Here is a 26,794-nt window from a genome sequence, read left to right on the forward strand (position 1 = left end):
CACGCCAAAAGACCCCTGCTCGTCGTTGCAAATGCTCGCCATAGCCCGGGCTATGGCTGCGCTTTGCGCCTAGATCAGGCGCCTTTTGACGCGCTGCTCGGGCACGCTCGAAAAACTCTCAGCCTCTGAGCGCCGGCTTAATCACATGGATCACGTCGACGCAGTCGTCATCGGTGCCGGGGTGGTCGGCCTTGCAGTCGGTCGAGCATTGGCCCAGGGCGGCATCGAAACCATCGTGCTTGAACGCGCCAATGCCATCGGCACAGGCACCAGTTCGCGCAACAGCGAAGTTCTTCACGCCGGCATCTACTACGGCGCGGGGTCGTTGAAGGCGCGGCTGTGCGTGCACGGACGCAACGCGCTTTATGCGTTTTGCGAATCGCATGGCGTGGAGCATCGACGCTGCGGCAAGCTGATCGTGGCCCGCGGCGACGCCCAAGTCGCGAAGCTTTCCGGCATCGAGACCGCGGCGCGCGCCAACGGCGTGGCGGACTTGCGCCGCTTGAGCGGAGCGCAGGCCCGGTCCCTGGAACCGGCCTTGCGAGCCGACGCGGCCCTGCTGTCGCCTTCAACTGGCATCGTCGACAGCCATGGATTGATGCTTGCGCTGCAAGGTGATCTTGAACGCGCCGGCGGGGCGCTTGCCTTGTTGTCGCCGGTGGAAGCAATCGAAGTCGGCAAGGGCGAGCACCGTGTCGATGTCGGCGGCGACTCTTCCATGCAGTTGTCCGCACGCATCGTTGTGAATGCGGCAGGCTTGTGGGCCCCGGGTGTCGCCTCGCGGACCTCTGGCTTGTCGCCCGGGCACGTGCCCGGGCAAAGATTCGCCAAGGGCAACTACTTCGCACTGTCGGGGCGAGCGCCTTTCTCGCGGCTGATCTATCCGATCCCCGTCGAGGCGGGCCTGGGCGTCCATCTCACGCTCGATCTCGCCGGGCAGGCGCGCTTCGGGCCGGATGTGGAGTGGCTGGACATTGCCTCGCCTGACGAGATCGACTACCGCGTTGATCCTATGCGCGGCGAGGGCTTCTACGCGGACATCCGCGATTACTGGCCGGGCTTGGTCGACGGTGCCCTGCAGCCGGCCTACAGCGGTGTCCGGCCCAAGCTGAACGGGCCGGGCGAATCGGCTCGCGACTTTGTCATCCAGGGGCCTGCCGAGCATGGCGTGGCGGGGCTGGTGAACCTATTCGGAATCGAATCGCCGGGGTTGACTGGTTGTTTGGCAATTGCGGATGAAGTGGTTTCAAGAGTGGAGCGATAGCTTGAGAGAACCCTCACCCCAATCCTCTCCCGCCAGCGGGAGAGGGAGCAAGGCACTCCGGATGAACTCCCTCTCCCGCTGGCGGGAGAGGGCTGGGGTGAGAGGCTGAGAGTCTTTCGATCATGCCCGCTCATCACGCCAAAAGACCCCTGTTCGTCGTTGCAAATGCTCGCCATAGCCCGGGCTATGGCTGTGCTTTGCGCCTAGATCAGGAGCCTTTTGACGCGCTGCTCGGACACGCTCGAAAAACTCTCAGCCTCTGAGGGCTCGGTGCCTCAACCCTTTCCCTCAGCCTGCCTGACCCACTTCCCATCGATCAACTGCTCATTCGGCTGAAACTGCGCCTTGTAGGCCATCTTGTCGCTTTCCGCGATCCAATACCCGAGGTACACGTGCGGCAGCTTCAGCAACTTCGTCTGCTCGATCTGCCACATCACGTTGTACGTGCCGTAGCTCGTGTGCGGCTCGGGTTCGTAGAAGGTATAGACCGCAGACAGTCCGTCGTTCAGGATGTCCAGAATCGACACCATCTTCAAAACACCTGCCGACCCATCCGCGTTCCGCTCCCGAAACTCCACCAAGCGCGAATTCACCCGGCTTTGCAGCAGGAACTGCGTGTACTGGTCGATGCTGTCGTGGTCCATGCCCCCGCCGCTGTGGCGGCCAGCCTGGTAGCGCAGGTACAGCCGGTAATGCTCGGGCACGAAACACAGTCGCAGCACGCGCGTCTGCAGGTTGGCGTGGGCCTTCAACGCCCGGCGCTGGCTGCGCGTGGGACGGAAGTCGTTGACGGGGATGCGTAGCGGGACGCAGGCGCGGCAGCCGTCGCAATACGGCTGGTAGGTGAACATGCCGCTGCGGCGAAAACCGTTGGCGACGAGGCCCGAATAGGCGTCGGCATGGATCAGGTGACTGGGCGTGGCCACCTGCGAGCGCGCCATGCGGCCGCCGAGGTAGCTGCACGGGTACGGCGCCGTGGCGTAAAACTGAAGCGATGCGAGCGGAAGCTCTTTCGGGTGGGTCACTTACGCGCTGTCCTTGACCTTGACTGCGGCGGTCCGGGCGTCGGACATCTGCAGGTGCCGCCACATCGACGGATGATAGGTCCAATCGCGGATCGGCGGAGCCCCGAGACTGAGAGAGAGTCGACGCTCGAACTCGATGCGCGGGATCTCTCTTCCGCCCATGGAGGCGAGGTGGCCGGTGCGTTGCTGGCAATCGATCATGGTCACGCCGTTTTCGCGGCAGAAACACACGAGCGCAGCCAGAGCGACCTTGGACGCATCGGTTCGATGAGCGAACATCGATTCGCCGAAGAACATCCGGCCGAGGCTCACGCCGTACAAGCCGCCCGCCAGTTCCCCATCGATCCAGGTTTCAAAGCTGTGAACGCCACCGAGTTGATTCCAGTGCCGGTAGGCGTCGATCATGGCGGCGACGATCCAGGTGCCGTCCTGTCCTTCGCGAGGCGTGCCGGCACAGGCGGTGATGACGCGGGCGAAGGCGCTGTCGATGCGCACCTCGTAGCCCGGCGTACGCGCGAACTTGGTCACGGTCTTGCGTAGCGAACGCGACAGCTTGAACTCGTCGACCATCAGCACCATGCGCGGGTCGGGTGACCACCACAGCACCGGCTGGCCCTCGCTGTACCAGGGGAAGATGCCCTTGGAGTAGGCCTCGACCAGCCGCTCAGGCGTCAGCTGACCGCCGGCCGCCAGCAGGCCAGGCGCGTCCGAACCTTGCGGCAGCGCCAGTCGCGCCTCGGGCAGGGGGTCGGTTTCAGCGTGCAGCCAGGGAATCATCGGGCCTCCTTGGGCTGCACACTTCCGGTCACAAGCCAATGCAAGCGGTGGTTCTGCAAAATTCCAATTCCTTCGGGCTTAGGTCGTCATCAGCAAGAGCGCGGCCGCCATGGCCTTGCCCAGGTTGTCCACGCGCAGATTGCGTACGCCCTGCTTGCGGGATGGCGTCGTGCAGTAGAAGCTTGACCGCTACGACGTTCGGAAGCAAGCAGCATTCCCCCCAGGCGACCGGTCCGCGAATGGTTTGTACCTGTTGACTTCGCGTTCGAGCACGGCGCATCCACCCACGTGCCATGCAATTCAGAACTGGCGGTGGACGCTGGTGTCGGATTACGCGAAGTCATTCGTTTTACGGCGGACTTCTGCTTGCCTTGCTCTGGCGCCCAGCAAGGTGGGGCAAGGGTGCGGGTGGGCAGGCCGCGGCGCGCCAGACTCCCAACCAGGATGCCTCGAGGGGGTCCGCCCCCTCGATACACTCCGGTCCCCTCCATCGCGGAAATCAATGTGTCAGCTCGCCTCGCAGTCATCCCTCAATACCTGTATCCAAAGCAGGCGCTGACGGCGCTCGCAGGCAAGCTTGCATCAGCCAGGCTGGGCTCGCTCACGACGGCAGCTATCCGCCGCTTCGTTGCGAGCTACGGTGTGGACATGAGCGAGGCGGCCAACTCCGACATCACGAGCTACGCGAGCTTCAACGACTTCTTCACCCGCGCATTGCGCGAGGGGGTGCGCCCCATCGCGCAGGCCGACCTCATCTGCCCTGTCGACGGTGCGATCAGCCAGTTCGGCCCGGTGGACCGCGATCGAATCTTCCAGGCCAAGGGCCATCACTACACGACGACCGAGCTCGTCGGCGGCGACGAGCGTCTTGCCTCGCAGTTCGAGCATGGAAGCTACGCCACGCTGTACCTGAGCCCGCGCGACTATCACCGAGTCCACATGCCGTGTGATGGACGTTTGCTTCGCATGATTCACGTGCCCGGCGAACTGTTCTCGGTCAACCCAATCACCGCGAGGGGTGTGCCGGGCTTGTTCGCGCGCAATGAACGCGTGGTGTGCATCTTCGAAGGTCCGCGCGGCCCCTGGATCATGGTGCTCGTTGGGGCGACCATCGTCGGCAGCATGGCGACGGTGTGGCACGGCGTGGTGACGCCGCCGCGGTCCAGCGGCATGCGCGAGTGGCAGTACCAGGATCAAAACATCGTCTTGACCAAGGGCGAAGAGATGGGCCGCTTCCTGCTGGGCTCGACCGTGGTGATGCTGTTTCCGAAGAGCGACCTGAAATTCAATCCGGCGTGGAAGCCGCAGGGTGCCATCCGGCTGGGTGAGGTCATGGCCGACTACCCCGCCTTGTGAGGGCGGGTATCGGGAGAGCCGATCGGCTTTCGTAGAAAGGTGGGCAAAGCGCAGGTCCGACCGCACGGCGATACGCAGCCAGTTACCAGGGAAACGCACCCTCGCAAAGGGTACCGGGGCCGCGCTCGCCGCGGCACGACTGACCACCCCCGAGAGAGGGGTGGCAAGGTCAAGCCCCAGCTCTACACTCCCGCCGGATCAAGATTTAGCGCGGGCATCGTGAAGAATGCCGCACAGCGCCCCGAGGAAGGATTGCATGAATTTCGCCGACATCGCGCACGATTTGCTTGCCCGTGCGCTCAATCAGAACAACCGTCCCGAGCGTCTGCGTTTCGCGGGTCAGCACGGCAAGCTCTTCGAAGACACCCTGCTGCCGCAGCGCATCGACATCATTAGCGGCGTATGCGATGACCTTAGCGCCCACATCACCTGCCTCACTACCCGAAGCGACCTGCCGCTTGTCGAGCTGAAGGGCCTGCCCATCGTCAGCCTCTGAGCACGCCCATGAACGAAGGCAAGACCGAACCGCGTGGCGAAGGCTTCGAGATGCGCACCGACAAGGCAGGGGCCATTTGCAGCGCCGAGGCCTTGCTCATCACCACGTGGAAGCGATTGAAGGCCACCGGCAAGCAGCACAGCGCCGAAGCATGAGCACCGACTTTCCCACGTTCAGCGAAGGCGACCTCGGCCGCGCGCCCCGGCTGCTGCGTCCCGCCGATGGCGGGCCGGTCGAAGGCATGAAACTGCACATCGGCAACGAAGATGGCGGCGATGTGTCGGGTCAGACCGATGCCAGCGGCCAAGGTACCAAAGTCGTCGCCAACGGCATGCAGCGGCTGAAAAACTTCTTCTTCATGCCGCGCTCTTGAAACGTCGATCCTGAAGCGCGCACATCCCCTCTCAGCACCCGCCAATTCTTCTTTGACCGCATCCCCATGAGCATCGACCCCACCGCCGGCGCATCCAGCAACCCCAGCCCCATCGACGACCCGATTAACATCTGCGTGGCCTACAAGGAAGGCGTCACGCTGTTCAGCCACGCCCAGCTCGACGTGCTGATGCAAATGCCCCTGCCCGGCATCACGATCTTTGTGCATGGAGTCAACTCCGATGGCGAGTGGTACGAACAGGCCGAGCAGGGCTTGTGCGAAGGGCTCAACGCCCGGCTGGCCCGGCGTGATGAGCACCTGAAATACTTAGGCCCCGCGGCGGGGCAGCTGTCACCGGCCAGCTACATGGCCGAGCTGACGCCCAGCGGGTTCATTAACCCCGAGATGAAGCCCAAGACGTTCATCCAGGCCAAGGAAACCTTCTCGCCCGTGATCCGTTTCCGCTGGGGCTACAAGGCCAACGGCGAAGAGTTGCAGGAATACGGTTCGGGTGTTTACCTCAACGAAAAAGACTACTGGGGCGGCGGCCCCTTCGCCAACGGCTGCACTTCGTTGCCCGACCTGTGGGGTCAGGGCTTGAGCGAGGACATGTTCCTGTGGGTGCATGTGCAGCACCTGAACCCCACCAACGACCGCAACGTCTACAGCTGTCCGCCCCGGCCCTACTACGTGCTCGCTGCGCACCGGCTGGCCAAGCTGGTCGAATCCATTCGCTCCAAGCAGGCCGATGTGCCCATCACCATCGTGTGCCACAGCCAGGGCAACATGGTGGGCATCGCGGCGGCCTTCCTGGGCGACAGGATGCCCAACGTCACCGACGCGGCCCGACACAGCGGGCGCTGTGTGGCCGACACCTATGTTCTGTGCAATGCGCCTTACAGCCTGGTCAAAGACAACTTCGCCGACAGCTGGAGCGAGCGTGGCATGGCCGACCCCCAGGGCCGCACCGGGCGGCAGACAGTGGGCGCGCGCACCAAGACGCTGGCGGCGTTCTTCGACATCATCCGCAAGCAGGCCTCGGCGCAGCAGCCCCCCGAGCCCATCAATCTGCGCATGTCGAACAAAGTGCACGGCTTTACCGCCGAAGCCGACCGGGTCAAGTACGGCCTCAACAATTCGACCTATGGCCGCGTCACGCTCTACTGCAACCCGCACGACCAGGTGATTTCGGCCACCACAGTGCAAGGCATCGGCTGGCGCGGCCTGAACGACGCCGAGATCACGGCAACATACGGCGATGGCGTGTTCACGCAGCGCGTATTTGCGCAAGGCTTCAAGGTTGGCGAGCAGGGGCAATACGACTATTGGGACAATCACTATCGCAATACCAAGACGAGCCGCCTCAAACCGGGCAGCCAGGATTTTTGGTATCCCGAATCGCCGAAAGCGGAATACTCCATCGCAAAGGGGGTGGCGGCTTACCAGGGCGCCTTGGGCAAGGTGTTTGGCACGCTATTGACGATCGGGTTTGCGCCCTTGGCCATCGTCGGTTTGAAGGCGGCCAAGGTGCGCATCAACGCCCTGCCGCCCAACGACTGGAAGCTGCCGCTGCGAGCGCCGCCGCTGCCCGAACCCTTCGTGCCCGAGTCGGTGCAGTTCGGTTTTCCCAGCGAGCAGTTCGACCAGGGCTTCGATGCCCCTGGCGCGTACCGAAATGTCAATCGGCAGGTCGAGCCCGGCGACCCCTATGCCGACACCCACAAGACCAAGGACGGTAGCCGCAATGACGCGCCGCAGGGCACCGAACAAAGCGAAGCCGCGCTGCGCTACGAGCACCATGCCTACCTGCGCATGCAGGCCAAACGCGAGGGTCTGTACAAAAGCGGCGAGAAGGTGGAGGCCGAAGACAGCCCAGACGAATCTCAAAAGGCCACCGATGAATACAAGGCGTGGCGCAGCAAGGAGATCAAAACCTACCTGGCCAAGAACCTCGATACCCACGCCACCGACCACTCCACCATCATGACCAACCCCATGCACGCCGAGAAGGCGCTCGCCTATGACGTGGCGATTGGCAATTGCGACATTCGGGAGGCCGACTTGCACCAGCTTCGGATTGCGGCGGATTGGCGGTTCCTTGACGGGCTGGGTGATGGTGATCCGCACAAGGTGTTTTTTGAATACTTCGACAAAGGAAAATTCAAAGAACGAACTGCCTACAAGTGGGCGGACGCCGAATGCAAGATGCCGGACACGATCACCGACGAGCGTGAATGGGCACCCGCGCCGAAGTGGGATGCGAACACATGAACGCTTTGATCTCCACCCCCACCCGACGCTTCGCCTGGGCCCTGCTGAGCTTCATCCTCGGTGTCGGTATCGCACTCTGGTTGATCTGGCGTGCCGACGTTTCGGCTGGTCAACCCCTTACCGATGGACAACTCATGACCCGATTGCTTGCCATGCCCGCCTTGCTTGCCATCGCCGTGCTTGCCTTGACCAGCGCCTGTGCCTCCGCCCCAGCGGCATCGACTTTTGCGGCGACTGCGCCCTTGCCTTCGTCGGCCACTGCCGAGCAGCCCAAGCCCTTCATGGCCCAGGTGGTCGGGCTGCAATGGCTCAATCCTTTGCAGCGGATGGACTATTCGACTGAGTGGCAGTTGCTGTGGACACTCGGGCTCGTCAAGCCGAACAAGGAAGACGACATGGTGAAGGCGAAACCGCAGAAATATTCCAAGCTGCAAGCCATTGCTGAGATTGCAGCTGGAAACGACGGAGAGGAAACCTTCAAGGGTTATCACCACAAATACATTGAACAGCTAATGCGCCAGTTCCACGACATCTATTTCTCCAGCTCCGACTACTTCTACAACGTTCACACCAAGAACCAGAAGCGATGGCGCGAACTGGCCGGCATTCATGTGGAGTACGCCTTGCCTGCGGGCAACAAGCTCGATCCGGTGGAGGCTCGCGACTTTGTGGTGAAGAATATCGCCAGCAACTTTGATATCGGCAACCCCAACTTCCCCACGCTGTGGAGCCGCGCCACACCTCCCAATGTGCACGTCACCATGGGCGGGCCGAATGCGGGCTTCACCTCGTTGACGGCCGCGCTCGATTACCTGCAAGCGCACCCGAATGAAACCGTGTGGGCGATGAATTGGGATGCACCGAACTTTCCCTCCAAGAACGAGCAGATCAACGAGAACCTGGTGCTGCTGATCCTGGCCGGCCCCGGCTTCAACACCGAGCGCGACCCGCTGGCCTGGGTGGGGTACCCCGCCTCCAAGGCCGTGACCGACTTCGAGGTCAAGAAGGGAGAGCCTCCGCGTGCCGTGCAAGCCTGGAAGGCCACGCTCGATGCCGCCGCGCACAACGCGAGCAAGCAAGACACCGATATTGGCTATGTGATTCACGATGCCAACAACACCCACCCCACTTCAAGCGACCGCATCGGCCACCTCGCGCAAACGCTCACCACCGAGTTGCCTGAGTTCGATTTCATGAAGCAGACCTTCAACACCCCGGCGCTGCTGGGTGAAATGGGGGCCGGCACCGCGCTGACCAATGTCGCGCTGGGCATTGCCTACGCCAACCACCTGGGCAAGAACGTGCTGGTGGCCGGCACCAGTGACGCCGGACACCCGAGCGCCGTAGTGGTGGTGCCTCCGGCCAAGGTGCGCCCCATCGACCCGAGCAAAGACTGGTTCCGCGCTCGTGGCGGGAACCACGCCTACCTGCCCTGGTGGGGGCTGCGCCACGACGCGGGACCGAAGCAGCAAGGGTTTTCAAACTAAACGAAAGTCAGCAATGAGTTCTTTCAAATCCAAGGCGACGTGTGGCTACGATGGTATGACCGATGAACAAGGTCATGGGGTGATGTTTGATACGGAAACCCCGTGTCATGTCAAGGTGTGGTTCTATGAGAAGCGCGAGGCCGAAAATGCGGAGACACCGCAGGCATCTGTAGCCAAGTGATTCCAATCGACATCGGAGCAACTTATGCGCGGCGTCATCCGTTTGAACGACCCCACCAGCCATGGCGGCAAGGTCACATCAGCGGCCCCCAAGAGCAAGGTCATGGGCATGGCCGTCGCACGCAAGGGCGATCAAGTCAGCTGCCCGCACAGGGGGCACAACAATTGTGTGATTGCCGAGGGAGACCCCAAGGTGCTGATCGACGGCATCCCCGTGGCCTTCGAGGGGCACAAGGTCAGTTGTGGCGCCGCACTCATCTCCACCATGCCGACCAGTGGGCGGCCGTAGTCATGGAATCTGAGAACGTGGAAATCCATCACCCGTTGGCAACGTTCAGCTGCGAGAACCCCCATGTCCATCGATCTGAATCACACGATTGTTCATGCCCGCGACTCGCTGGCGTCTGCAAACTTCCTGGCTGAGATTCTTGGTCTCAAGGCGCCGGTCAGGTTCGGTCCCTTCCATGCCGTCGCACTCGACAACGGCGTCACCCTGGACTTCATTCAGACGGACAAGGTCGTTCTCATAGAGCACTATGCCTTCCTCGTGAGCGAAGAGGAGTTCGACCGGATCTTCGGGCGCATCCGCGAGCGCGGGCTTCCGTACTGGGCCGATCCAGCACACCAACAGCCGGATCGCATCAACCGTCACGATGGCGGGAGGGGCGTGTATTGGAACGACCTCGACGGGCACTACCTCGAGATCATCACCCGGCCATATGGGAGCGGTAGCTGAGAGGCTGAGAGCCAATATCCGTGGCGAAGAACCTCACGTCGCCGCAAGTCGACGAAGAACAGGCACAGAAATTCAAAAAACGCGCCGCCCACGTCTGGTCGAAGCGCCTGTGACAGTGGCGACATCTCTGCACGCTCCGACGAAACCAAAGCTGTCTTTACCGTGAGGCTGCCGCGTGTGCTCGGGAATGCGGGGGGCGAATATCCAGGTCAGTTTTCGACCACGACGACGTGTGCCTGGATCTTTGCGTCTACCGATCCATCGCCGAATCGTTTGGCAATTGCAGCGGCACTCACCGATGTAGCCTCGGTCAGACTTCCAGCAGAACGGGCCTCAATCTCGTTGCGCAAGGGTGTCCCTTGGCAATAGGCGATGGCGGGCACACGCGCTGACGACGCGCGACTGCGCTCGGTGATTGTTTCGAAGCGCGGCACTGCACTGAACCCCGCCTTCTCCAAGTCATCCGCGATCGCCCGTCGATCGAAATAGCCGTACGGTGTGCGCGCCAGGAAGAGCGGAGGCTCTGCAGGAAAAAGTACGCCGAGCGACGTCGTGATGACATGGGCGAACTCGTTGTCCTCGATTCGATCCCAGGCATTGAACATCAGCACGCCGCCACGCCGCAGTACTCGCCGCGCTTCGGAAAATGCGCGGACTTTGTCCGGGAAGAACATCACACCGAACTGGCAAACGACGATGTCGAAGCTCGCGTCCTCGAACGGCAACTGCGTCGCGTCCGACTGTTGCCACCGCACCGGTCGTTGGGTGCCGACAGCCATGGCACGGTCCAGCATCGGTTGATTCAGGTCAGTCGCAATCAGGTCCACATTGGCAGGCAAGGCCGATGCCATCGCGCGAGTGACGACACCCGTGCCGGCGGCGGTCTCGAGCACACGCGATGGATCGAGAGCTGCCACGCGGATCGCCAGATCGACGGCGTAGGGGCCGAAGATGAGTGGAACGAGGTAGCTGTCGTAGAGCTCGGGCATCGAGCCCGCGAAGACAGCATCGGATGCGGCTTTGTTCATTGACATCTCCGTCAGCCTCTCAGTTCGACCCTCTACTTCACCGTGTAGCCCCGACCCTCCATGCACGCGAGGGTGGCACGATGAAACACGCCGGCATCTGCCATCGCGTTGGACTGCGTGGCGGCCCAGCGGTTGCAACTCTGGCGGTCTGCCTCGATCTGTTCAGAACTCTGGCCGTTGCGCGGATAGAAGATAGGGTCCGGCATGGAGGTTGAAGCGGGCTCGCGCGGGTCTGTGAGCGGCCGTAGTAGGCGGCGGAAGGAGGCTCGACCACGACGTAACCCGGGTACCAAGGTCCGTAGTAACCGAGGCCGATGCCGGTGCCAAAGCCACCCCAGAACCAGCCATGACCGTGGTGACCACCGTGCCCATGCGAGGAATGCCCGCCCCAGTGGCCTTGACGAGCCGCGTCTGCCGGGGCGGAGCCCAGTGAGAGGAGAAGCGCTGCGAGTGTGACTGCCAACGTGCGAGCGAAAGTCTTCATGGACGGCCTCCTTGCGAACCAATAAGGTTTGACGGAACAAACCCGTTTGAGTTCTGCGCCTTATGGCTGCTGATGTCAATGTCGTCCATAAGGAATGCTTTCACGGCACGCATCTCGGACACGGTCCGTCAGCGAACCACCTTTGCTGGTTCGATAACTCGACGGCGGCAGGTTGTCGGCGGTCAGAACGGCGCGGACAGATCCGCGGTCTGATCGGCGCCCGCCGCGTATGCCAGCAGTTGCTCTTTCAACATCGCCACCTGCTGGCGCAACGCCGCGTTTTCTGTGTTCAGGACGGCGATGCGCTGCTGCAGCGACTCCACGGTTTCTTCAGACTCGGCGGCCTCCTGCGGTGCGGCGGACGAATCGCCCTGCGGCTTGCGCTTCGATTCGCGTACGCGCTTCGCTGCTTGCTTCAACTCGTCTTTGCCGCCGGCCGCGGCGGCAGCTTGCTCCTCGGCGGGAAGGCTCGCGACCGCGGCTGCTGCATTGATCGAGATCGTGCCGGCCTTGACAGCCGCCACCAGTTCGGGCGCCGCCTGCTTTTGGATCTTTTCAATCAGCACGACCTGACTGCTGCTCAGGCGTGCGGCCTTGGCCAATGCCTCGCGTGAGTCGAGTGAGTCGAGTGAGTCTGGTTTTGCCGCACTGTCTGCGCTTGCGGGAGGCGCTTCGGCCCCCGGCTCTTGCGGTGCGGAGCTGGTCGCGGTGACATCTCGGGTGCGCCGTTCGGCCACGATCTCCCGCTTTCGCAGGGCGAGCACACCGCGCTGGAAGTCCGAGATGCTGCGCCGGCCCAGGTGCTGATCGATCATCCAAAGGTGCACGTCCTCAATGGATTGAAAACGGGTGTTTGCACCGTCTGGAACGGCAGGCCATGCTTGCGGCAGATGCCGTAGCGGTTGTGACCGTCGACAAGCACATCGCCCCACAGCACCAGCGCATCTCGGCAGCCTTCGGACAGGATGCTGCGTTCCAGGGCGTCGTATTCCTCCGAGGTTAGCGGATCGATATAGGCTTTGAGTTCTTCGTTGACGACGACGTCCATGGGCGGGCAATTCGAGCGGATGCAAAGGGGGCGCATTGTAGAGAAGCGTGGCCAGTGCCGTGCAGCGCTTCCCGCAGGCCATGCCGCTCGCGCGTCGTCAAGGCCGCACGGCAGGAGCCTTGCGGCCTTCGCTTGCGCGGCGATTGATTCGCGTCCATGTTCACGCGGCCGATGCAACAAAGGTAGATTGGGCAAGGAAGCCAATGGATTGAGCATGAAGATATCTGACAGCAGTGGGTCGTCCCGTTCCAGTGATCAATCTGACGAGCCAAGAACCGCGCCCTCGCGTGCGTCCATGCCTGTTTCCGCAGGTGTCTTTGCCGCGGGCCTGGGCAAGAGGCGAAGGCAAGAGGACTTCACTTCACAAGAGCCTTTGCAACGGCTGCGGACAGCCATACTGCCAACGAATACCGTCGCGCCAAAAGATCGACCGGCCGTAGAAGCTGAGCCCAGCTTCGATGCCTATGTTCCGTCGCGCAACATCACTGACAGGGGCTGGAGCAACAGGGGCTGCAGGGCGAGCTTCACCTCCCTGCTCAAGACTTACAACAAGAACAGGGTCGATGAACTGACCGCATCGAATTTCGTGGACCTGATCGCGACTTTGACCGAGGGTCCTAGGTTGCGCGCGCAAACCACGGGCAAACCGAACATCGCGCTTCATACGATCAAGATAGCTGGCGTGAGCGGCAGTGTCCATGTTTTGCGCCGCGACGATCATGACGGGGTGGCCGATCTTCGGATGGTTCCGTCCGGCGATATCCGTCACAACGCCGTTCAGAAGGCCCTTGAGCTCATGGAGTCTGCGGCCTGCCAAAGCCGGTCCCAACTCTTGTTGTGCGGCGCATCGTTCAAAGACATGGGCAAGCGATTGCGGGCCATGTGGACGTCCGGCCCACGTTCCAGGGAGTTTCGGCAGCTGTACGAAGCCTTTCGCAAAGCGCCCCGATTCGAGTACGTGAACGGAGGCCTATTTCTCTGGATATTGAACGACCTGACGACCAAGCCGAATGCCGTGCACAGCAAAACCGGCGTCGATGGCGTAGAGAAATTCGGCATCCGTATTCCGGGGACGACTGGATTAGTTCACGTGCTGCGCCGGCTCGATACGAACGGCGAGCTCGCCGACATTCGGCTCGTGCCTTCGCTCAACGACGAGAAGGACGAGAACGACGTACTCGATGAGATGCGGAGGTCGGTGAGGAAGGCCCGATCGCTGAAGAGCGACAAGCGTCGCTTCCCCCGCCCGTCCTACATCGCATCGGGGGCGCGAAATTTATGGAACCATCGATGGCAGCTGTTGGCCCAGCACCTGGGGTGTGCATATCAGGCGTTTTGCCAACATGAGATCGACAACCACCGCCGGCGCCCCTCGACAGCGACATTCGCCAAGTACGTCGACCAGCTGTGCGAAGGGTCGAAAGGTGAGGTTGTCGATCAACGCAACAACATCGTTCGCCACTTGATCACACCGAACGGCAGCAGCGACCCTGTGGCCATGCTTCGATGCGAGAACGAAACCCGCGCGCCATATTTGCGTTACGCCGGAAAGAACCCGGAGGATGAGAGCAAGGCGCTCGAACTGATCAAGCACTCACTCAAAACCAAGGCGGCGAAGGACGCTGCCGCAAGCGCCGCGCACGACGAACCCCTTGTCAGCTACCCAGCCTTTTACGAACGCGGCACACATAGAGGTGGCATCCAGGACGCCCAGCAGCTGAAGCAGCTGCTGGAACTGATGATCAAGAACAAGGAGGCCGGGCGGCCGTTGCGGCACAAGCTCGCCGATGCGACGAGCATTCCAGAAGCCGACATCCGGGCTTACTTCAGCAAGAGCGGCCAGCTCAAACGCAAGCCGAGTTCGTTGTGTCGCTTGAATGGCTTTTACGAGGCCGTGCAGGACCTTCACGGCCTGTTCATCGACCTGGGGCACGACGACACTGCCGCCCAGTTGCCGTATCCGATGAGTGCGGAACTGCTGGTCCAGGTGCTGCGCACCTGGAACGAAAATCGCAATGCCAGCGAGAAAGCCTTGGCGCGACTGCTCAAAGTCAACGCCGCCACCATCAACAGCTATTTCAAGGTGAATGGCCCCAGGCTGTCTTGCACCGATCACCGCCTGCGTCACTTGCCGGGCTACAACATGCATTGGGTTGATATCGGAAACGCCCTGCGCGAGGTCGGGCTGGTAGACCGTGCGCGGACGCTGCCCATTCCAGAAACAAAAGCAGATCTGTTTCTGCGAGCCATCCGGGAAGAGCTTTACCCGATGAGCGCGGCCGTACAGGCCATGAAGAGCGACCCTGATCTCTCCGTGCCCAACGCGGCAAGACTCGTGACTGCGTCGGGGGAAGTCGCCAATCTGATGGAACTGCTCCTGCGGCCCGGCGGCGTGGTGCGAACGCGCGGCGAGATAGAGGCGCAGCGCCCCGAGCTCAAGCTTCATCAATTCCCCGAACTCGACGATTTGCTGTCCAAGCTCGATGCGCCGACTTCGTCGCGAATGTCACGTGTGCTGGTTTCTGGCTTTCGTGCCAAGGCCAACAAGCTCTTCGTTGTCAATGGCGTTCCAGGAGAGCTCCTGATCAAGCGTGCCACGAAGAACAGGCTGGCCGAGATTTATGCAAACAGCCCGGAACTCGTGATGCCGCCGCGCTCATTCAGGCACGAGCGCGACAAGCAGGCCTTGCGTTGGTTGTCCACCGCGCTCAAGAGCGAATTCAAAATGATGGGTGACGTGCAGTGCTACTTCGACACCAGCGAGCAGCAGATCTGGGTTTCGTCGAATAGCGTTGCGATCAACCTCAAGATCAATGAATTTCTTTCCAGCGGAAAGCTGAAGGAGATGCTCTCGAATGTGAACGACGACGTGCGAGCCAAGCGGGTGAGTCGCCACAAGTTGAAGCTTGGCCTCCAGCTCGCGAAGCACGAGGAAGAAGGGCTCGGGTCCGCCATCATGCAGGCCATTTCCAAGGGCAGTTTTCGCGTACCCACAGACACGGAGTTTCAACATGGCAAGTCCATCGATCTCCATGCCGAGCGCAGGATCAAGGAGGCGTTCACAAGCGTCACCGGAAGAAGCATCGATCACAAGATGATGGCCGGCACCATGCGGCCTTGCACTGTGTGCGCCTTGGACCTTGATCTGCCACCGGAAGTGCATCGCGGCCCGGCGTGGCTTTCGCGCGCGGCCCAGGCGTTTTACGACGCGAACGAGGTGGTCGAAGACAACATCGCCCAATCGATAGGAACCTATGTCTCGCGGTTGAACGACGGACAGCTCAGTGTCAACTACAACACCGACAGCGACTCCGAGATCGATGTCCCGCTCGCGAAGCAAGTGTCAGCGGAAAAGACCGGCAAGGACGCCGAGCCATCCAAGGCCAAGCGGGGCAGGCGCGCAAGCGATGGCTCGCAAGGTGCGCAGGCGCAACCAGTTTTGTCGCTCCCCCTCGTCGTGCCTCGCAAGCCAAGAACCAGACGTTTGAACGAGATCTCAGCGGCCATGGGCGAGCGGCCGGCGACGCCTGCGGAGGTGCTCGCTCCCGCTGCCACGACTCGAGGCGCGGCATCGCAAGAAGATCTTGACTTTCTCGCCAACCACCTCGACCCGAACTTGTGGCCCTATCAACCCGATTTGCCAGCAACATTGGCCTCATCGCCACCTCGTCCCGTCGGTCCCTCGCGGGCTTTGCCGGCTTCGCCGCGCGAAGACCAAAATTTCACCATCCTGCGCAATCAAGCCGCTGAGGCCGCTCTGCTGCTCGGTGAATTGGGTGTGCAGACGCCTGCACTTCCCGATGATGAGTCCCAGATGATGCAAGTGCTGGAACAGCTCGTTCACCGAGCAGGCCAGCGATTCCTCTCAGTCGTGGAAAGCGATGTGCGACCTACGCGCGAGGAGACAGACACGATAGTGAGGGTCGGAAAAGCATCGGCGCGGCTGCGCCGCTCGATGGTGCTGCAGGGATGGCTGCAGCACCCGACACATGGCATGCCGGCCGATCAGTCTCACGCTGGCGAGTCCTGGCGCGAGAGCCAGTTGCTACGACTCTTCAAGCGCGGCAGCGCTTCGGGTGAAGGCAACATCTGCTGGTTCGACACGATGGCCCAGCTCGCGCTGGGCAAACCGAGGACCAAGGGCCGCGATGCGAAAGAGGTGGAGGCGCGGGCCGCAAGACTTCGCAGGGGTGCGGACCGCCTCGGCTTGAGCCTCACTGGCCAGATGTTCGACAACGACAACGGCGCCATGCACATGATCGCAAGTGCACTCGGCCTGCAGGTGCACGCCTTTCAGCAGCGTCCCGATGGCGGGCTAACGCTGTCGTCACTGCACACGGTGGGTGCGCCGGGCGACAGGTCCGTCTACCTGCACAACGACGGAGGCCATTTCGTCCCCTTGTGGCCGCAATGGACTGCGCAGGATCGCATGGATACTCCGGGCTGAAGGGCAGGGTGCTCAGTGCCTGACGATGGTGTTCCTTGATCGGGCCGATGGCACCTCATGTGAATCAGACAAGACCGTGGTTCGTTCATGGTGAAATGCATGCAATCCCACAGCTCAGAGGCTGAGAGTTTTTCGAGCGTGTCCGAGCAGCACGTCAAAAGGCACCTGATCTAGGCGCAAAGCACAGCCATAGCCGGGGCTATGGCGAGCATTTGCAACGACGAGCAGGGGTCTTTTGGCGTGATGAGCGGGCATGATCGAAATACTCTCAGCCTCTCAGTGGCACCCTCCTTACCTTGAAGCCGAAAACACCACCATACCCATGAAGTGCGCCGTAGTCATCTCCTTCGCCAGCTTGTTCGCCAGCCACTGCTCGACGACGAACACGTGTGACACCACCTTCGAACAGGACTTCGCGCAAGGCGTCACAGAGTGGGTCGGCGGGCTGAGTGACTACACCTCTTCGAACGCGCCGACGGATGCAGCTTGGGTGGCCGAGTCATTGCCCAGCCCGGGCTCAGGCACCGCCTATCACCTGTCGGTGACCAACAGGAGCCAGGACGCGCTGATCTGGACCAAGAAGAAGTTCACCGGCCTGGAGCCTGGGGTGACCTATAGCTTCGAGGTCAATGTGGGTGTGTTCACCAATGCATCCACCGGGTGCGCTGATTCATCCGGCGCAACGGGGTCCGACACGCATCTGGTCATGCTCGCTGACGCCACCGAACCGACGACGGTGCTCATGTCGGACGGCACGAACCGGCTCAACTCCGACACCCTGTCAGGTACCACGCTCACCCGCACGATTACCGACCTCGGTTCCATCGCGGTGGGCACAGGGGATTGCAGCAGCCTCACCTACGCATCGAAAAAGATCAACGGCACCTTGAAGCAGGACGTCGTCGCGCCGTCGGATGGCAGCGTGTGGGTGATGATGGGAGTGGATGCGAAGTACGCGGGGAAGATTGAAGTGTTCTTCCAGAGCGTGACGGTGTCGGCGAAGGCACGGGTGTAGAGCAGCAAGACCTTGGAAAGGGTGAGGGCAGTCTCGCGGCCGAGGCGGCGAGGCGGCGAGGCGGGGGACTTGCTGTGCGTGCGTGCGGGCCAGGAGGCGCGTCCATCGCCGCAGTCCTGAGCGGCTGAGGTGGCAGAAGTGGTCCGATCACGTGCTTCCGGCAAGCGAGCAGGAGATTCTTCATTGAAAGCCTACATGCATGAACAATAGGAACAATGGGTCTGACTACGAGAGTCTTCGGCTCAATCGCGAGGGCCAGGCCGAAGCCTTTGACACCATCGGTAATCGCTATGACGAGGCCTTCCCGCACAAGGAGGGCCAAGTCTCGGCGGGCGAATGGCTGATCAGGTCCTTGCCGGCCGGATCACGGGTGCCGGACCTGTAGCCGGTCCGGTCGAAGTACGGCAAGCCCTCATGCCAGCGCCACTAATGGCGCCTCCCCGAAGAAACCCTCGCGAGGCAGATCCGCAATGGTCTGCGCCGCAAAGGTTTTCTCCATCGGCAGCTGATCCCGATTCCCTGCAGGGCGTCTTGCAGACTCTCCTTGCTTGAGCATCTGCCGGCCTTACGCGTGGCCGCACGCAATGCCGCCAGAAGCAAGTTCTTGTAATGGGTGCGGCTGTTTTTCTTGCCTTTTTACCCTCTATTTGCTTTTCTCGAGGTCAATATTGAGGGGTTCCTTTGCCACACTTCCACTCGTTTCCTTCATGCAATCGCCATGGAATCCATTAGAAGCTATTCAGGGTTTGATCGCGCCGAATGCTGTAGTACTTGAACGAAGTAATGCGGGCATAGCAATCACTGGAGAAACTGGTTTTAAATGGTGTGCCAACCCAATTAGTGAATCTAAACACCTCTCTCTTAGGAGCGTGAGCCGGCAACCTGATTGCTGGCCATACCGGCACTCCATTAATATAAACGTTCCCGCAAACAGCTTGATTCGAAGGATTGGCCATAACGAATTTCACAGTTGCTGTGTGGTGCGTACCGGCTTGAACCTGCATGGCAGCGAAGGCCGGAACGAAGGCGGCGGAAATAGCGATAAGACGTTTGATCAGTTTGCTCATTTCGTGCTTCAAATTGGTTGATGATTGATTTCGACCACGCAGATGGCCTTGCCGCCAAAGGCATGTCTTCGTCGTTTCAATAGGTGCATTGATGGCGACAGATTCAGTTTGTCTCTCGCCCGCCGGGTCGTGGATCTCATTACGAAGGCATGTATGCGAGTGCGAAATTTCTGTCGCATCCAATGCCGCGATTGCCGAGCCGCGCGCTCTAGCTTGTCGCTATGGTTTTCGACGTGCGATGCGCACGGCGTGACGGTTTGATAACCATCGACGCAATGCATTGCCCAGCCCGGGCTCGGGCACCGGCTATCACCTGTCGGTGACCAACAGGAGCCAGGACGCACTGATCTGGACCAAGAAGCAATTCACCGGCCTGGAGCCTGGGGTGACCTATAGCTTCGAGGTCAATGTGGGTGTGTTCACCAATGCATCCACCGGTTGCGCTGATTCATCCGGCGCAACGGGGTCCGACACGCATCTGGTCGTGCTCGCTGACGCCACCGAACCGACGACGGTGCTCATGTCGGACGGCACGAACCGGCTCAACTCCGACACCTTGTCAGGCACCACGCTCACCCGCGCGATCACCGACCTCGGTTCCATCGCGGTGGGCACGGGGGATTGCAGCAGCCTCACCTACGCATCGAAGGAGATCAACGGCACATTGAAGCAGGACGTCGTCGCGCCGTCGGATGGCAGCGTGTGGGTGCTGATGGGAGTGGATGCGAAGTACGCGGGGAAGGTTGAAGTGTTCTTCCAGAGCGTGACGGTGTCGGCGAAGGCACAGGTGTAGAGCAGCAAGACCTTGGAAAATGTGACGACAGTCTCGCGGCCGAGGCAGCGAGGCAGCGAGGCAGCGAGGCAGCGAGGCGGGGAGACGGGGGACTTGCTGCGCGTGCGTGCGGGCCAGGAGGCGCGTCCATCCCCGCAGTCCTGGGCGGCTGAGGTGGGAGAAGTGGTTCAATCACGTGCTTCCGGCAAGCGAGCAGGAGATTCTTCATTGAAAGACTACATGCATGAACAATAGGAACAATGGGTCTGACTACGAGAGCCTTCGGCTCGATCGCGAGGGCCAGGCCGAAGCCTTCGACGCCATCGGTAATCGCTATGACGAGGCCTTCCCGCACAAGGAGGGCCAAGTCTCGGCGGGCGAATGGCTGATCAGGTCCTTGCCGGCCGGATCCCGGGTGCTGGACCTCGGCTGCGGCACCGGCGTGCCGACCGCGCGCCAGATGGCGGACGCTGGCTTCGAGGTCATGGGCATCGATCTGTCCGGCGGGATGGTGAAGCTCGCCCGGCAGAACGTCACGGGTGCGACGTTTCACCAACTGGACCTCGCCGACCTGCGACCGGGCGGCCCCCGGGACCTGGGCCAGTTCGACGCGGTCGCGGCCTTCTTCTCGCTGCTGATGCTGCCACGCGCGGAGATTCCCCTCGCGTTGTTGACGGTCCGTCATCTGCTGGCCCCTGGCGGCTTGTTCGTTCTCTCGATGGTGGAGGCTGACGTGGACGATTTCGCGATCCCGTTCCTCGGAAACACCATCCGGGTCTCCGGCTACCTGCGCGAGGATTTGCAGAAGGTCGTCGAAACGGCAGGCTTTGAAATCGTAGAGGAATCCTCCTACACCTACGCCCCGGCGGTCGGCGACGTACCACCCGAGGAGCAGATCTTTCTCTGCTGCCGCGTGCGCGGCTGAAGCGACGCCCGTGGTTGAAGGCGCCCCGTCACGCATGCTCGATGAAGGGTCCTTGATGCGGCCGAGCGCGATCACTTCGGGCCGTTCCTGGTGGCCGGCCTTTGTCGGCCAATGCGGATCGCCTGCCGCAGCAGCCGGCGCGAGGGCTTCGCCCTCATGCTGATGGTCGCCAGACTTCGTCGTACTTGTTCATCAAGTCGAGCGTCGGCGAGGTGAGCTGTTGCGCGCCGGGGATGGTGGCAGTGGGGTCGGTACCGTCGCGACAAAGGCTGCCACCAGCGCACGGTAGAGGCCTTGCCTCAACTGCGCGTCCTCAAGGTTGGGGGCATCGCGATCTACAACTATTGTTGATTTCGTGGCCGAGGGAATCCCGCAAGTCTGTCGAACTAAAATTCGAGCCCCAAAAACTGAGTTGAAAGACGGGCGGGATGTTGGACGAGCAAGCACTTGTCCCCCCTCCAAGCCCCACTGCCCCCCATGGCCGACACGTCCAACAACAAGCCAGCAGCCCCGGCCCCAACCCCCGAACGTCCCCCTCAAACCGCAGTAGCACCGCTCAACACCATCGACCCGCAAGACGTAGGAGCGGGCGCCCGCAAGTTCGACGAGTGGCTGCGCAAGATCAGCGGGGACTACGTGACCCTGGCGCGGCTGAGCGCGGTGGCTGGAAGCCTGCCGGTGATCGGCAACGTGATGGCGCTGATCGACGTCATCATGGATATCGTGAACGTGGTGGAGAAGTTCATCAACAACCACGTCGTCGAGTTCCTGGAGTGGGTGGGGCTGGCGGTCAACCTGATCGGGGTGATACCGCTGCCGCCGGCCATGAGTGCCGCGCGCATGAGCCTGAGGCCCGCGTTGCACCTCGTCAAGCAAAAGCTCGCCCACGTCGCCAAAGACGCGCTCGGCGCGGCGCTGATCGAAGTGCTCGTCACGCACCTGAACGACAAGCTCGCCGGAGAGATCGAGACCTTCGTGCAAAGCGCGATGGCCAAATTGGGCGAGATCTTGCAGAGCTGCGCGAACCTCGCCGATGCACTCATCGACGACCTGATCCGCGTCTTGAAGAAATGCATAGGCAAAGAGCCGCTGTTCCAGCAGGCCACGCCGCCGGTGGCCGAGAAGAGCCTGCACAACCCCAAGACCGAGAGCACCTGGTCAAGGATGCTTTCGGCACTCGACCGTCAAGTCAAGCAAACCGCCAACGCCGTGGCGTCAGCGGCAGCCAGCTACCTGCCCCCCGACGCCGTCAAGGGCGTCGAAAAAGTGATCGCCAAGCTGACCCAGAGCAAAGGCGACCTGCGCGCGCAGCTCACCCTGATGAGCGACGCCGGCAAAGTGATGGGCATCATGTGGATGCTGCACCAGCTGCTCGAAGCCGTCAAAAAACACAAGCGCACGCGCAGTGCCGTGGTGCCGGCCAACAAGGGCACGCAAGTCGAACGGAGCAAGGCCGGGCACGGGCTTGGCGTGGTGGGGAGTCAGGCGCCGGCGCTGGTCGACTGCCCCGATTGCATCAAAAAGAATGCACCAGACCCGAAGGCCCCCAAAAAAACCCGGCGCTCCATCAGCTACGCCACCGGCTGCGAGACCTTCACCCATACCGATTTCGTGCTCGCCGCGCCCATGCCCATCGACTGGAGCCGCACCTACCGCAGCAACCTCGCCGCCTACGACCAGGGCGCGCTCGGGGCACGCTGGGTCAACTCTTACAGCACCCGCGTCGACGTCCTCGGACAAGGCAGCCAAACTCAGCTCGTCTACCACGGCGCCGATGGGCGCAGCCACCGGTACCCCATGCTCGAGGCAGGCCAGAAACACCGCGACCCCATCGAAGACATCACCCTGACCCGGCTGAGCCCGACCCTGCTCGTGCTCGACCACGGCAAAGAACTCCCCCAAACACAGCCCAGCCCATGGCGTGAGAGCTACGAGCTCGTGGACACCGTGCCCAGCAAAGTGCAAACCCAGGGCCGGCAGCACTTCCGCCTCGTGGCCATCCACGTCCAGGACGGCGCAGCCACCGGCCTGCGCTACGACCACCTCATCACCAAAGGCCCCCACGCCGGCGAATACGTGCTCAGCGACATCCTGAGCAAACAAGGCGAAGAGACCATCGCCCACGTAGGCACCCAGCCCGATGCGCACACCGGACTCATCCGCGCCCTGTGGGAGATCAAGGACGGAGCACTCGTGCGCCAGTTGGCCGCCTACGAATACGACCAACACGGCGACCTCATCCATGCCCAGGAAGAAAACGCCGCCACCTGGCAATACCGGTACCAGCACCATCTCGTGACCCGCTACACCGACCGCACCGGCCGCGGCATCAACCTCGAATACGACGGCACCGACCCCAAAGCCCGCGCCATCCGCGAATGGGCCGACGACGGCAGCTTCGACACCCGGCTCGAGTGGGACAAGAACATCCGGCTCACCTACGTGACAGACGCGCTCGGCGCCGAGACCTGGATCTACTACGACATCCTCGGCTACACCTACCGTGTGATCCACCCCGACCAGCGCGAAGAATGGTTCTTCCGCGACGATGCCAAGAACGTCACGCGCCACATCCACCCCGACGGCAGCACCGACGACTACCGCTACGACCAAGACGGCAACCTGCAAAACCACGTGCGAGCCGACGGCAGCCAGGTGCACTTCGAGTACGACCAGCTGCACCAGCTGACCGGCATCCTCGATGCCGACGGCGGCGTATGGAGACGAGACTACGACGTACAGGGCCATCTCGTCGAAGAGACCGATCCCAAGGGCAACAAGACCGAATACACCTACGACAAAGCCGGCCGTCCCGTGCAGATCAAAGACGCCAAGGGCGGCGTCAAGACACTGAGCTACACCTCCCAAGGCCAGCTGGCCAGCCACACCGACTGCTCCGGCCGCAAAAGCGAATGGACCTACGACCCCCGGGGCCGGCTCATCAAAAGCACCGACGCCCTCGGTCACGCGACCCAGTACCGCTACACCGAAACCAGCGCCCGGGCGCTCGCCCAGACGCACGAACCCCACCCCGGCAACCACCCCGGCCAGCTCGAGGCCGTGACCCAGGCCGACGGCACCCAGGAGCATCTGTGCCACGACGCCGAAGGCCGGCTGCTCGCCCACACCGACGCCCTGCAGCGCACCACGCGCTACAGCTACACCGCCGCTGGCCTCATCGAGCAGCGCATCGACGCCCTCGGGCAGCGGCTCGCCTACCGCTGGGACCGCCTGGGCCGGCTCACAGAGCTGAGAAACGAGAACGAACGTCCCTACAGCTTCCAGTACGACCCCGTGGGCAGGCTGCTGCAAGAGCGCGGCTTCGACGACAAGCTGACCGAATACCGCTACGAAGCCGGCACCGGTGTGTTGGCCGAGGTGCTCGAAGGCGGCGTCAGCACCCAGATCGAATTCGACCCCCTGGGCCGGCTCACCCAGCGCAAGGCGACAGCGCCCGGACAGGCCGAGCAGATCGAGCACTTCAAATACACCGCCAACGGTCAACTGTCGGACGCCAGAAACGAACATGCCAAGCTGCAGTGGTTCTACGACCCAGCCGGCAACCTCACGCGGGAGCACCATCACTACCAGGGCCCCATGCACCCGGACAAGCGCACGGCGGTGTGGCATCACCGCTACGACGAGCTGAACCAGCGCATCGGCACCACCCGCCCCGACGGACACGCCATCGAGTGGCTGACCTACGGACCCGGCCACGTGCACGGGTTGATGCTCGACGGCCAGGACCTCGTGAACTTCGAGCGCGATGAACTGCACCGGGAGGTCAGCCGGGTCCAGGGCAATGGCCTGGCGCAGCGGCAGAAGTACGACCCCGTGGGCCGGCTGCTGGAACAGCAAGTCTCGCCCACTCACGCGGGCCCGGGGCAGATGGGCACCGGCCTGTTCCGGTACACCGGGCAGCAAACGACAGACGCGCCGACTGCAGTGCTCAGGCAGTACAGCTACGACCCCGCGGGGCAGCTTGCCAGCATCGCCGACAGCCGCCGCGGGCAGATCGAGTACCGGTACGACCCGGTGGGCCGGCTGCTCAAGGCGCACAGCGCGCTGGGCCACGAGGCCTTCGCCTTCGATCCGGCGAGCAACATCGTGGATCGCCAGGACGAATACCCAACGCAGGCCACGCTGACGGGAATCCGGGTGCTGGACAACCTGGTGAAGGAGTACGCGGGGACGAGCTACCGGTATGACGAGCGAGGCAACCTGGTGGAGCGGGTGCACCAAGGGCAGCGCAGTCAGTTCGAATGGGATGCGTACAACCGGATGATCAAGGCGGTCACGGCCAAGGGCACGACCGAGTTCTCATACGACCCGCTGGGGAGGCGGATCGGGAAGAACACGACCGAGGGCGGGGCCAGCACGGCCACGCTGTTCGGCTGGGATGGCGACACGCTGGCCTTCGAGAGCCGGGAAACCCGGGGAAGCATTCCGAGCGCACAGACAGTGCACTACATCCACGAGCGGGGCAGCTTCGTACCGCTGGTGCAGGCCCGCAGAGCCGGGGCGATGCGGCTCAAGCCGACGACGGACGTGAAAGCGTTGATGGCGGGCAACGAGGGCAAGTACGACATCAACCTCGATCCGCTGTGGAACGGGCAGCTCGATGAGGAGGTCGAACCGTTCGGCATGGAGGAGGTAGCGTACTACCAGTGCGACCATCTCGGCACGCCGCAGGAGTTGACGGACCACGAAGGGAAGATGGCGTGGTCGGCGCAGTACAAGGCGTGGGGCTTGGCCAAGGAAGCGATCAGCGAGGCGGCGAGGAGGGCAGGGGCGGGGGCGGGGAATCCGATTCGGCTCCAGGGGCAGTATTTTGATGAAGAGACGGGGCTGCATTACAACCGGTATCGGTATTATGAACCGCAGGCAGGGCGGTTTTTATCGAAGGATCCGATTGGATTGCTTGGTGGTATTCATCAGTACAAATATGCACAAAATAGCACAGGGTGGGTTGATCCGCTGGGTTTGACGCCGAAAGGGCCTAATTGTCCTTGCCCTGAAGGAACTATTGATTCATCGAAAATCCACTTCATGCAGAGCAATGCAAAAAATACTACCGGAGAATATACGGTTTTGGGAAATGCGCAGGGTTTACAGGATGGGTCCTTGAGGCCGGACGTTCTAAAGGTTCGCGTTTGGAAAGATGAGGCAGGAAAAGTATGGACCTTAGATCACAGACGATTGGCGGCTTTCAAATTGGCCAAGCAAAGATGTATACCGGCAGATATGCTAGACAATCCTGATCCAAAAGAAATTGCCAGAAAAATGACTACAAAAAATGGTGGGACATCTATGCAATTAAAACTCGGCAATGGCGAGCGAATGAAAGTGGGGTAATTTTATGAGTGATTTAGAAGATAGTCTTGACGCGGTTTGCGATAAACAAACATTTTTGAATTTTTTAAATGCTTTGGTTTTTGACTGCAAATTAAACAAAGCAAGATGGGAGAACAATACACTTGATTCATACCTGGAAGGTATGCATGGATGGTTGGAGGATATGGATTTGAATGTTTTTTATGAAAGAATTAATTTGAAAAAGGTTATGCAAAGCGAAATCAATTGGCGAGTTTTTGCTGATGTGTTAATAGCCGCAACTATTTACGAGTGACGAAAGTCGTTGGCTTGGCTACGACGTTGATTGCATCGCATTGCACACAAGTCAGTCGGCCGCATGATTGCGGCGTAGCGAAGGCCCTCGACAAAGACGGCGACCTCACGCAGTCCTTGCCAGAGGGTGCGGACACCTGGTTCGCCGTCGTGTTTGCGCCCGAGGAGGCCGCCCCGCTGGGCGACCAACACCTCGCGCAAATTGCCGAACGAACCGCCGCGTGCCAGCAGCAGGAATGCGGACTGTGCGGCGATCAGGGATTGTCCGAAGGAAGCCGGAGTGCAAGAGGTGCGAGGCAGCGGACAGAAACCGCATAGTTGTCCCATCCCGTGTGATCATGTGCCAATCCGCAGCTGGCCGCTGTTCCGAGCCAGAGACCTTTTGCGGGGTGTTATCGAAGCCTTCCAACACGAG

23 protein-coding genes and 1 pseudogene are annotated in these 26,794 nt (G+C 61.6%); 17 read left to right on the forward strand and 7 right to left on the reverse strand.

The features are described 5' to 3' along the window. Positions 1 to 145: 145 nt before the first annotated feature. Positions 146 to 1,264, forward strand: a complete 1,119-nt coding sequence (locus AC30NL_RS19930; protein ID WP_489465727.1) for an NAD(P)/FAD-dependent oxidoreductase — start codon at positions 146 to 148, stop codon at positions 1,262 to 1,264. 275 nt (positions 1,265 to 1,539) lie between these two features. Here the strand turns inward: AC30NL_RS19930 and AC30NL_RS19935 are convergent, their stop codons facing one another. Both AC30NL_RS19935 and aat read right to left on the reverse strand, forming a co-directional pair. Continuing rightward, positions 1,540 to 2,289 (reverse strand): arginyltransferase, encoded by a 750-nt coding sequence (locus tag AC30NL_RS19935; protein WP_489465728.1) that lies wholly within the window; start codon positions 2,287 to 2,289, stop codon positions 1,540 to 1,542. After that, positions 2,290 to 3,066, reverse strand: a complete 777-nt coding sequence (gene aat / locus AC30NL_RS19940; RefSeq protein ID WP_489465729.1) for a leucyl/phenylalanyl-tRNA--protein transferase — start codon at positions 3,064 to 3,066, stop codon at positions 2,290 to 2,292. Positions 3,067 to 3,570: 504 nt separating this feature from the next. Here aat and asd point away from each other — a divergent pair. The 9 genes from asd (at position 3,571) to AC30NL_RS19985 (ending at position 9,965) form a co-directional block, all read left to right on the forward strand. Further along, positions 3,571 to 4,422 carry an archaetidylserine decarboxylase gene (gene asd / locus AC30NL_RS19945; protein ID WP_489465730.1) on the forward strand — a complete coding sequence of 284 codons (852 nt, stop codon included), beginning with the start codon at positions 3,571 to 3,573 and terminating at the stop codon, positions 4,420 to 4,422. Between the two features lie 256 nt (positions 4,423 to 4,678). After that, positions 4,679 to 4,918, forward strand: a complete 240-nt coding sequence (locus AC30NL_RS19950) for a hypothetical protein (protein ID WP_489465731.1) — start codon at positions 4,679 to 4,681, stop codon at positions 4,916 to 4,918. An 8-nt stretch (positions 4,919 to 4,926) separates the two neighbouring features. Continuing rightward, positions 4,927 to 5,073 (forward strand): type VI secretion system Vgr family protein, encoded by a 147-nt coding sequence (locus tag AC30NL_RS19955; RefSeq protein WP_489465732.1) that lies wholly within the window; start codon positions 4,927 to 4,929, stop codon positions 5,071 to 5,073. Then, positions 5,070 to 5,291: a hypothetical protein gene (locus AC30NL_RS19960; protein WP_489465733.1), complete on the forward strand. Its 222-nt coding sequence runs from the start codon at positions 5,070 to 5,072 to the stop codon at positions 5,289 to 5,291. The genes AC30NL_RS19955 and AC30NL_RS19960 overlap by 4 nt, the downstream gene beginning before the upstream one ends. 66 nt (positions 5,292 to 5,357) lie before the next feature. Further along, on the forward strand, positions 5,358 to 7,562 hold the full coding sequence (locus tag AC30NL_RS19965; RefSeq protein ID WP_489465734.1) for a T6SS effector phospholipase Tle3 domain-containing protein: 2,205 nt from the start codon (positions 5,358 to 5,360) through the stop codon (positions 7,560 to 7,562). Beyond that, positions 7,559 to 9,049: a virulence factor gene (locus AC30NL_RS19970; RefSeq protein WP_489465735.1), complete on the forward strand. Its 1,491-nt coding sequence runs from the start codon at positions 7,559 to 7,561 to the stop codon at positions 9,047 to 9,049. Before AC30NL_RS19965 ends, AC30NL_RS19970 begins: the two co-directional genes overlap by 4 nt. 13 nt (positions 9,050 to 9,062) lie before the next feature. Beyond that, positions 9,063 to 9,230, forward strand: coding sequence for a hypothetical protein (locus AC30NL_RS19975; protein ID WP_489465736.1), 168 nt, complete (start codon positions 9,063 to 9,065; stop codon positions 9,228 to 9,230). A 24-nt stretch (positions 9,231 to 9,254) separates the two neighbouring features. Further along, a complete protein-coding gene (locus AC30NL_RS19980; RefSeq protein ID WP_489465737.1) occupies positions 9,255 to 9,518 on the forward strand; it encodes a PAAR domain-containing protein in 264 nt (87 codons plus the stop codon). A 63-nt stretch (positions 9,519 to 9,581) separates the two neighbouring features. Continuing rightward, on the forward strand, positions 9,582 to 9,965 hold the full coding sequence (locus AC30NL_RS19985; RefSeq protein ID WP_489465738.1) for a VOC family protein: 384 nt from the start codon (positions 9,582 to 9,584) through the stop codon (positions 9,963 to 9,965). Positions 9,966 to 10,174: 209 nt separating this feature from the next. On the opposite strand, the gene AC30NL_RS19990 is transcribed toward AC30NL_RS19985, so the two are convergent. The 3 genes and pseudogenes from AC30NL_RS19990 to AC30NL_RS20000 all read right to left on the reverse strand — a co-directional run bounded on the left by AC30NL_RS19990 (position 10,175) and on the right by AC30NL_RS20000 (position 12,525). After that, positions 10,175 to 10,993: a class I SAM-dependent methyltransferase gene (locus AC30NL_RS19990; RefSeq protein WP_489465739.1), complete on the reverse strand. Its 819-nt coding sequence runs from the start codon at positions 10,991 to 10,993 to the stop codon at positions 10,175 to 10,177. A 32-nt stretch (positions 10,994 to 11,025) separates the two neighbouring features. Continuing rightward, on the reverse strand, positions 11,026 to 11,199 hold the full coding sequence (locus tag AC30NL_RS19995; protein ID WP_489465740.1) for a hypothetical protein: 174 nt from the start codon (positions 11,197 to 11,199) through the stop codon (positions 11,026 to 11,028). 460 nt (positions 11,200 to 11,659) lie between these two features. After that, a pseudogene (locus AC30NL_RS20000) lies at positions 11,660 to 12,525 on the reverse strand (plasmid replication/partition related protein). A 295-nt stretch (positions 12,526 to 12,820) separates the two neighbouring features. On the opposite strand from AC30NL_RS20000, the gene AC30NL_RS20005 reads away from it, so the two are divergent. From AC30NL_RS20005 to AC30NL_RS20015, 3 genes are all read left to right on the forward strand, one after another. Next, positions 12,821 to 16,972 carry a hypothetical protein gene (locus AC30NL_RS20005; protein WP_489465741.1) on the forward strand — a complete coding sequence of 1,384 codons (4,152 nt, stop codon included), beginning with the start codon at positions 12,821 to 12,823 and terminating at the stop codon, positions 16,970 to 16,972. Positions 16,973 to 17,294: 322 nt separating this feature from the next. Next, positions 17,295 to 17,987, forward strand: coding sequence for a hypothetical protein (locus AC30NL_RS20010; protein ID WP_489465742.1), 693 nt, complete (start codon positions 17,295 to 17,297; stop codon positions 17,985 to 17,987). Positions 17,988 to 18,186: 199 nt separating this feature from the next. Continuing rightward, the gene (locus AC30NL_RS20015) at positions 18,187 to 18,372 is read left to right on the forward strand and encodes a hypothetical protein (protein ID WP_489465743.1); all 186 of its coding nucleotides are present in this window, start codon (positions 18,187 to 18,189) and stop codon (positions 18,370 to 18,372) included. A gap of 343 nt (positions 18,373 to 18,715) precedes the next feature. On the opposite strand, the gene AC30NL_RS20020 is transcribed toward AC30NL_RS20015, so the two are convergent. Then, a complete protein-coding gene (locus tag AC30NL_RS20020; protein WP_489465744.1) occupies positions 18,716 to 19,054 on the reverse strand; it encodes a hypothetical protein in 339 nt (112 codons plus the stop codon). 280 nt (positions 19,055 to 19,334) lie between these two features. Here AC30NL_RS20020 and AC30NL_RS20025 point away from each other — a divergent pair, with 280 nt between their 5' ends. From AC30NL_RS20025 to AC30NL_RS20040, 4 genes are all read left to right on the forward strand, one after another. Continuing rightward, positions 19,335 to 19,847 carry a hypothetical protein gene (locus AC30NL_RS20025; protein ID WP_489465745.1) on the forward strand — a complete coding sequence of 171 codons (513 nt, stop codon included), beginning with the start codon at positions 19,335 to 19,337 and terminating at the stop codon, positions 19,845 to 19,847. Between the two features lie 223 nt (positions 19,848 to 20,070). Further along, complete coding sequence (locus AC30NL_RS20030) at positions 20,071 to 20,751, forward strand: class I SAM-dependent DNA methyltransferase (protein ID WP_489465746.1); 681 nt, start codon at positions 20,071 to 20,073, stop codon at positions 20,749 to 20,751. Positions 20,752 to 21,228: 477 nt separating this feature from the next. Further along, positions 21,229 to 26,106 (forward strand): RHS repeat-associated core domain-containing protein, encoded by a 4,878-nt coding sequence (locus AC30NL_RS20035; protein WP_489465747.1) that lies wholly within the window; start codon positions 21,229 to 21,231, stop codon positions 26,104 to 26,106. Positions 26,107 to 26,110: 4 nt separating this feature from the next. Then, positions 26,111 to 26,380 (forward strand): DUF7660 family protein, encoded by a 270-nt coding sequence (locus tag AC30NL_RS20040; RefSeq protein WP_489465748.1) that lies wholly within the window; start codon positions 26,111 to 26,113, stop codon positions 26,378 to 26,380. Here AC30NL_RS20040 and AC30NL_RS20045 read toward each other — a convergent pair. Then, a complete protein-coding gene (locus tag AC30NL_RS20045) occupies positions 26,371 to 26,706 on the reverse strand; it encodes an IS4 family transposase (RefSeq protein WP_489465749.1) in 336 nt (111 codons plus the stop codon). The two genes, AC30NL_RS20040 and AC30NL_RS20045, sit on opposite strands and share 10 nt — an antisense overlap. Between the last annotated feature and the right edge of the window lie 88 nt (positions 26,707 to 26,794).

This window comes from Rhizobacter sp. (genome assembly GCA_021153565.1).
Classification (GTDB): Bacteria; Pseudomonadota; Gammaproteobacteria; order Burkholderiales; family Burkholderiaceae_C; genus Albitalea.

What these genes read in the sequence shown, in the direction of transcription:
- AC30NL_RS19960 (WP_489465733.1), top strand. Translation starts at nt 5,070, where the DNA reads ATGAGCACCGACTTTCCCACGTTCAGCGAAGGCGACCTCGGCCGCGCG.
- AC30NL_RS20015 (WP_489465743.1), top strand. Translation starts at nt 18,187, where the DNA reads ATGAACAATAGGAACAATGGGTCTGACTACGAGAGTCTTCGGCTCAAT.
- AC30NL_RS19970 (WP_489465735.1), top strand. Translation starts at nt 7,559, where the DNA reads ATGAACGCTTTGATCTCCACCCCCACCCGACGCTTCGCCTGGGCCCTG.
- AC30NL_RS20035 (WP_489465747.1), top strand. Translation starts at nt 21,229, where the DNA reads ATGGCCGACACGTCCAACAACAAGCCAGCAGCCCCGGCCCCAACCCCC.
- AC30NL_RS20020 (WP_489465744.1), bottom strand. Translation starts at nt 19,054, where the DNA reads ATGAGCAAACTGATCAAACGTCTTATCGCTATTTCCGCCGCCTTCGTT.
- AC30NL_RS20030 (WP_489465746.1), top strand. Translation starts at nt 20,071, where the DNA reads ATGAACAATAGGAACAATGGGTCTGACTACGAGAGCCTTCGGCTCGAT.
- AC30NL_RS19995 (WP_489465740.1), bottom strand. Translation starts at nt 11,199, where the DNA reads ATGCCGGACCCTATCTTCTATCCGCGCAACGGCCAGAGTTCTGAACAG.
- aat (WP_489465729.1), bottom strand. Translation starts at nt 3,066, where the DNA reads ATGATTCCCTGGCTGCACGCTGAAACCGACCCCCTGCCCGAGGCGCGA.
- AC30NL_RS19950 (WP_489465731.1), top strand. Translation starts at nt 4,679, where the DNA reads ATGAATTTCGCCGACATCGCGCACGATTTGCTTGCCCGTGCGCTCAAT.
- AC30NL_RS19985 (WP_489465738.1), top strand. Translation starts at nt 9,582, where the DNA reads ATGTCCATCGATCTGAATCACACGATTGTTCATGCCCGCGACTCGCTG.
- AC30NL_RS19930 (WP_489465727.1), top strand. Translation starts at nt 146, where the DNA reads ATGGATCACGTCGACGCAGTCGTCATCGGTGCCGGGGTGGTCGGCCTT.
- AC30NL_RS20010 (WP_489465742.1), top strand. Translation starts at nt 17,295, where the DNA reads ATGAAGTGCGCCGTAGTCATCTCCTTCGCCAGCTTGTTCGCCAGCCAC.
- AC30NL_RS19965 (WP_489465734.1), top strand. Translation starts at nt 5,358, where the DNA reads ATGAGCATCGACCCCACCGCCGGCGCATCCAGCAACCCCAGCCCCATC.
- AC30NL_RS19955 (WP_489465732.1), top strand. Translation starts at nt 4,927, where the DNA reads ATGAACGAAGGCAAGACCGAACCGCGTGGCGAAGGCTTCGAGATGCGC.
- AC30NL_RS20040 (WP_489465748.1), top strand. Translation starts at nt 26,111, where the DNA reads ATGAGTGATTTAGAAGATAGTCTTGACGCGGTTTGCGATAAACAAACA.
- AC30NL_RS20045 (WP_489465749.1), bottom strand. Translation starts at nt 26,706, where the DNA reads ATGGGACAACTATGCGGTTTCTGTCCGCTGCCTCGCACCTCTTGCACT.
- AC30NL_RS20005 (WP_489465741.1), top strand. Translation starts at nt 12,821, where the DNA reads ATGCCTGTTTCCGCAGGTGTCTTTGCCGCGGGCCTGGGCAAGAGGCGA.
- AC30NL_RS19980 (WP_489465737.1), top strand. Translation starts at nt 9,255, where the DNA reads ATGCGCGGCGTCATCCGTTTGAACGACCCCACCAGCCATGGCGGCAAG.
- AC30NL_RS19990 (WP_489465739.1), bottom strand. Translation starts at nt 10,993, where the DNA reads ATGAACAAAGCCGCATCCGATGCTGTCTTCGCGGGCTCGATGCCCGAG.
- AC30NL_RS19975 (WP_489465736.1), top strand. Translation starts at nt 9,063, where the DNA reads ATGAGTTCTTTCAAATCCAAGGCGACGTGTGGCTACGATGGTATGACC.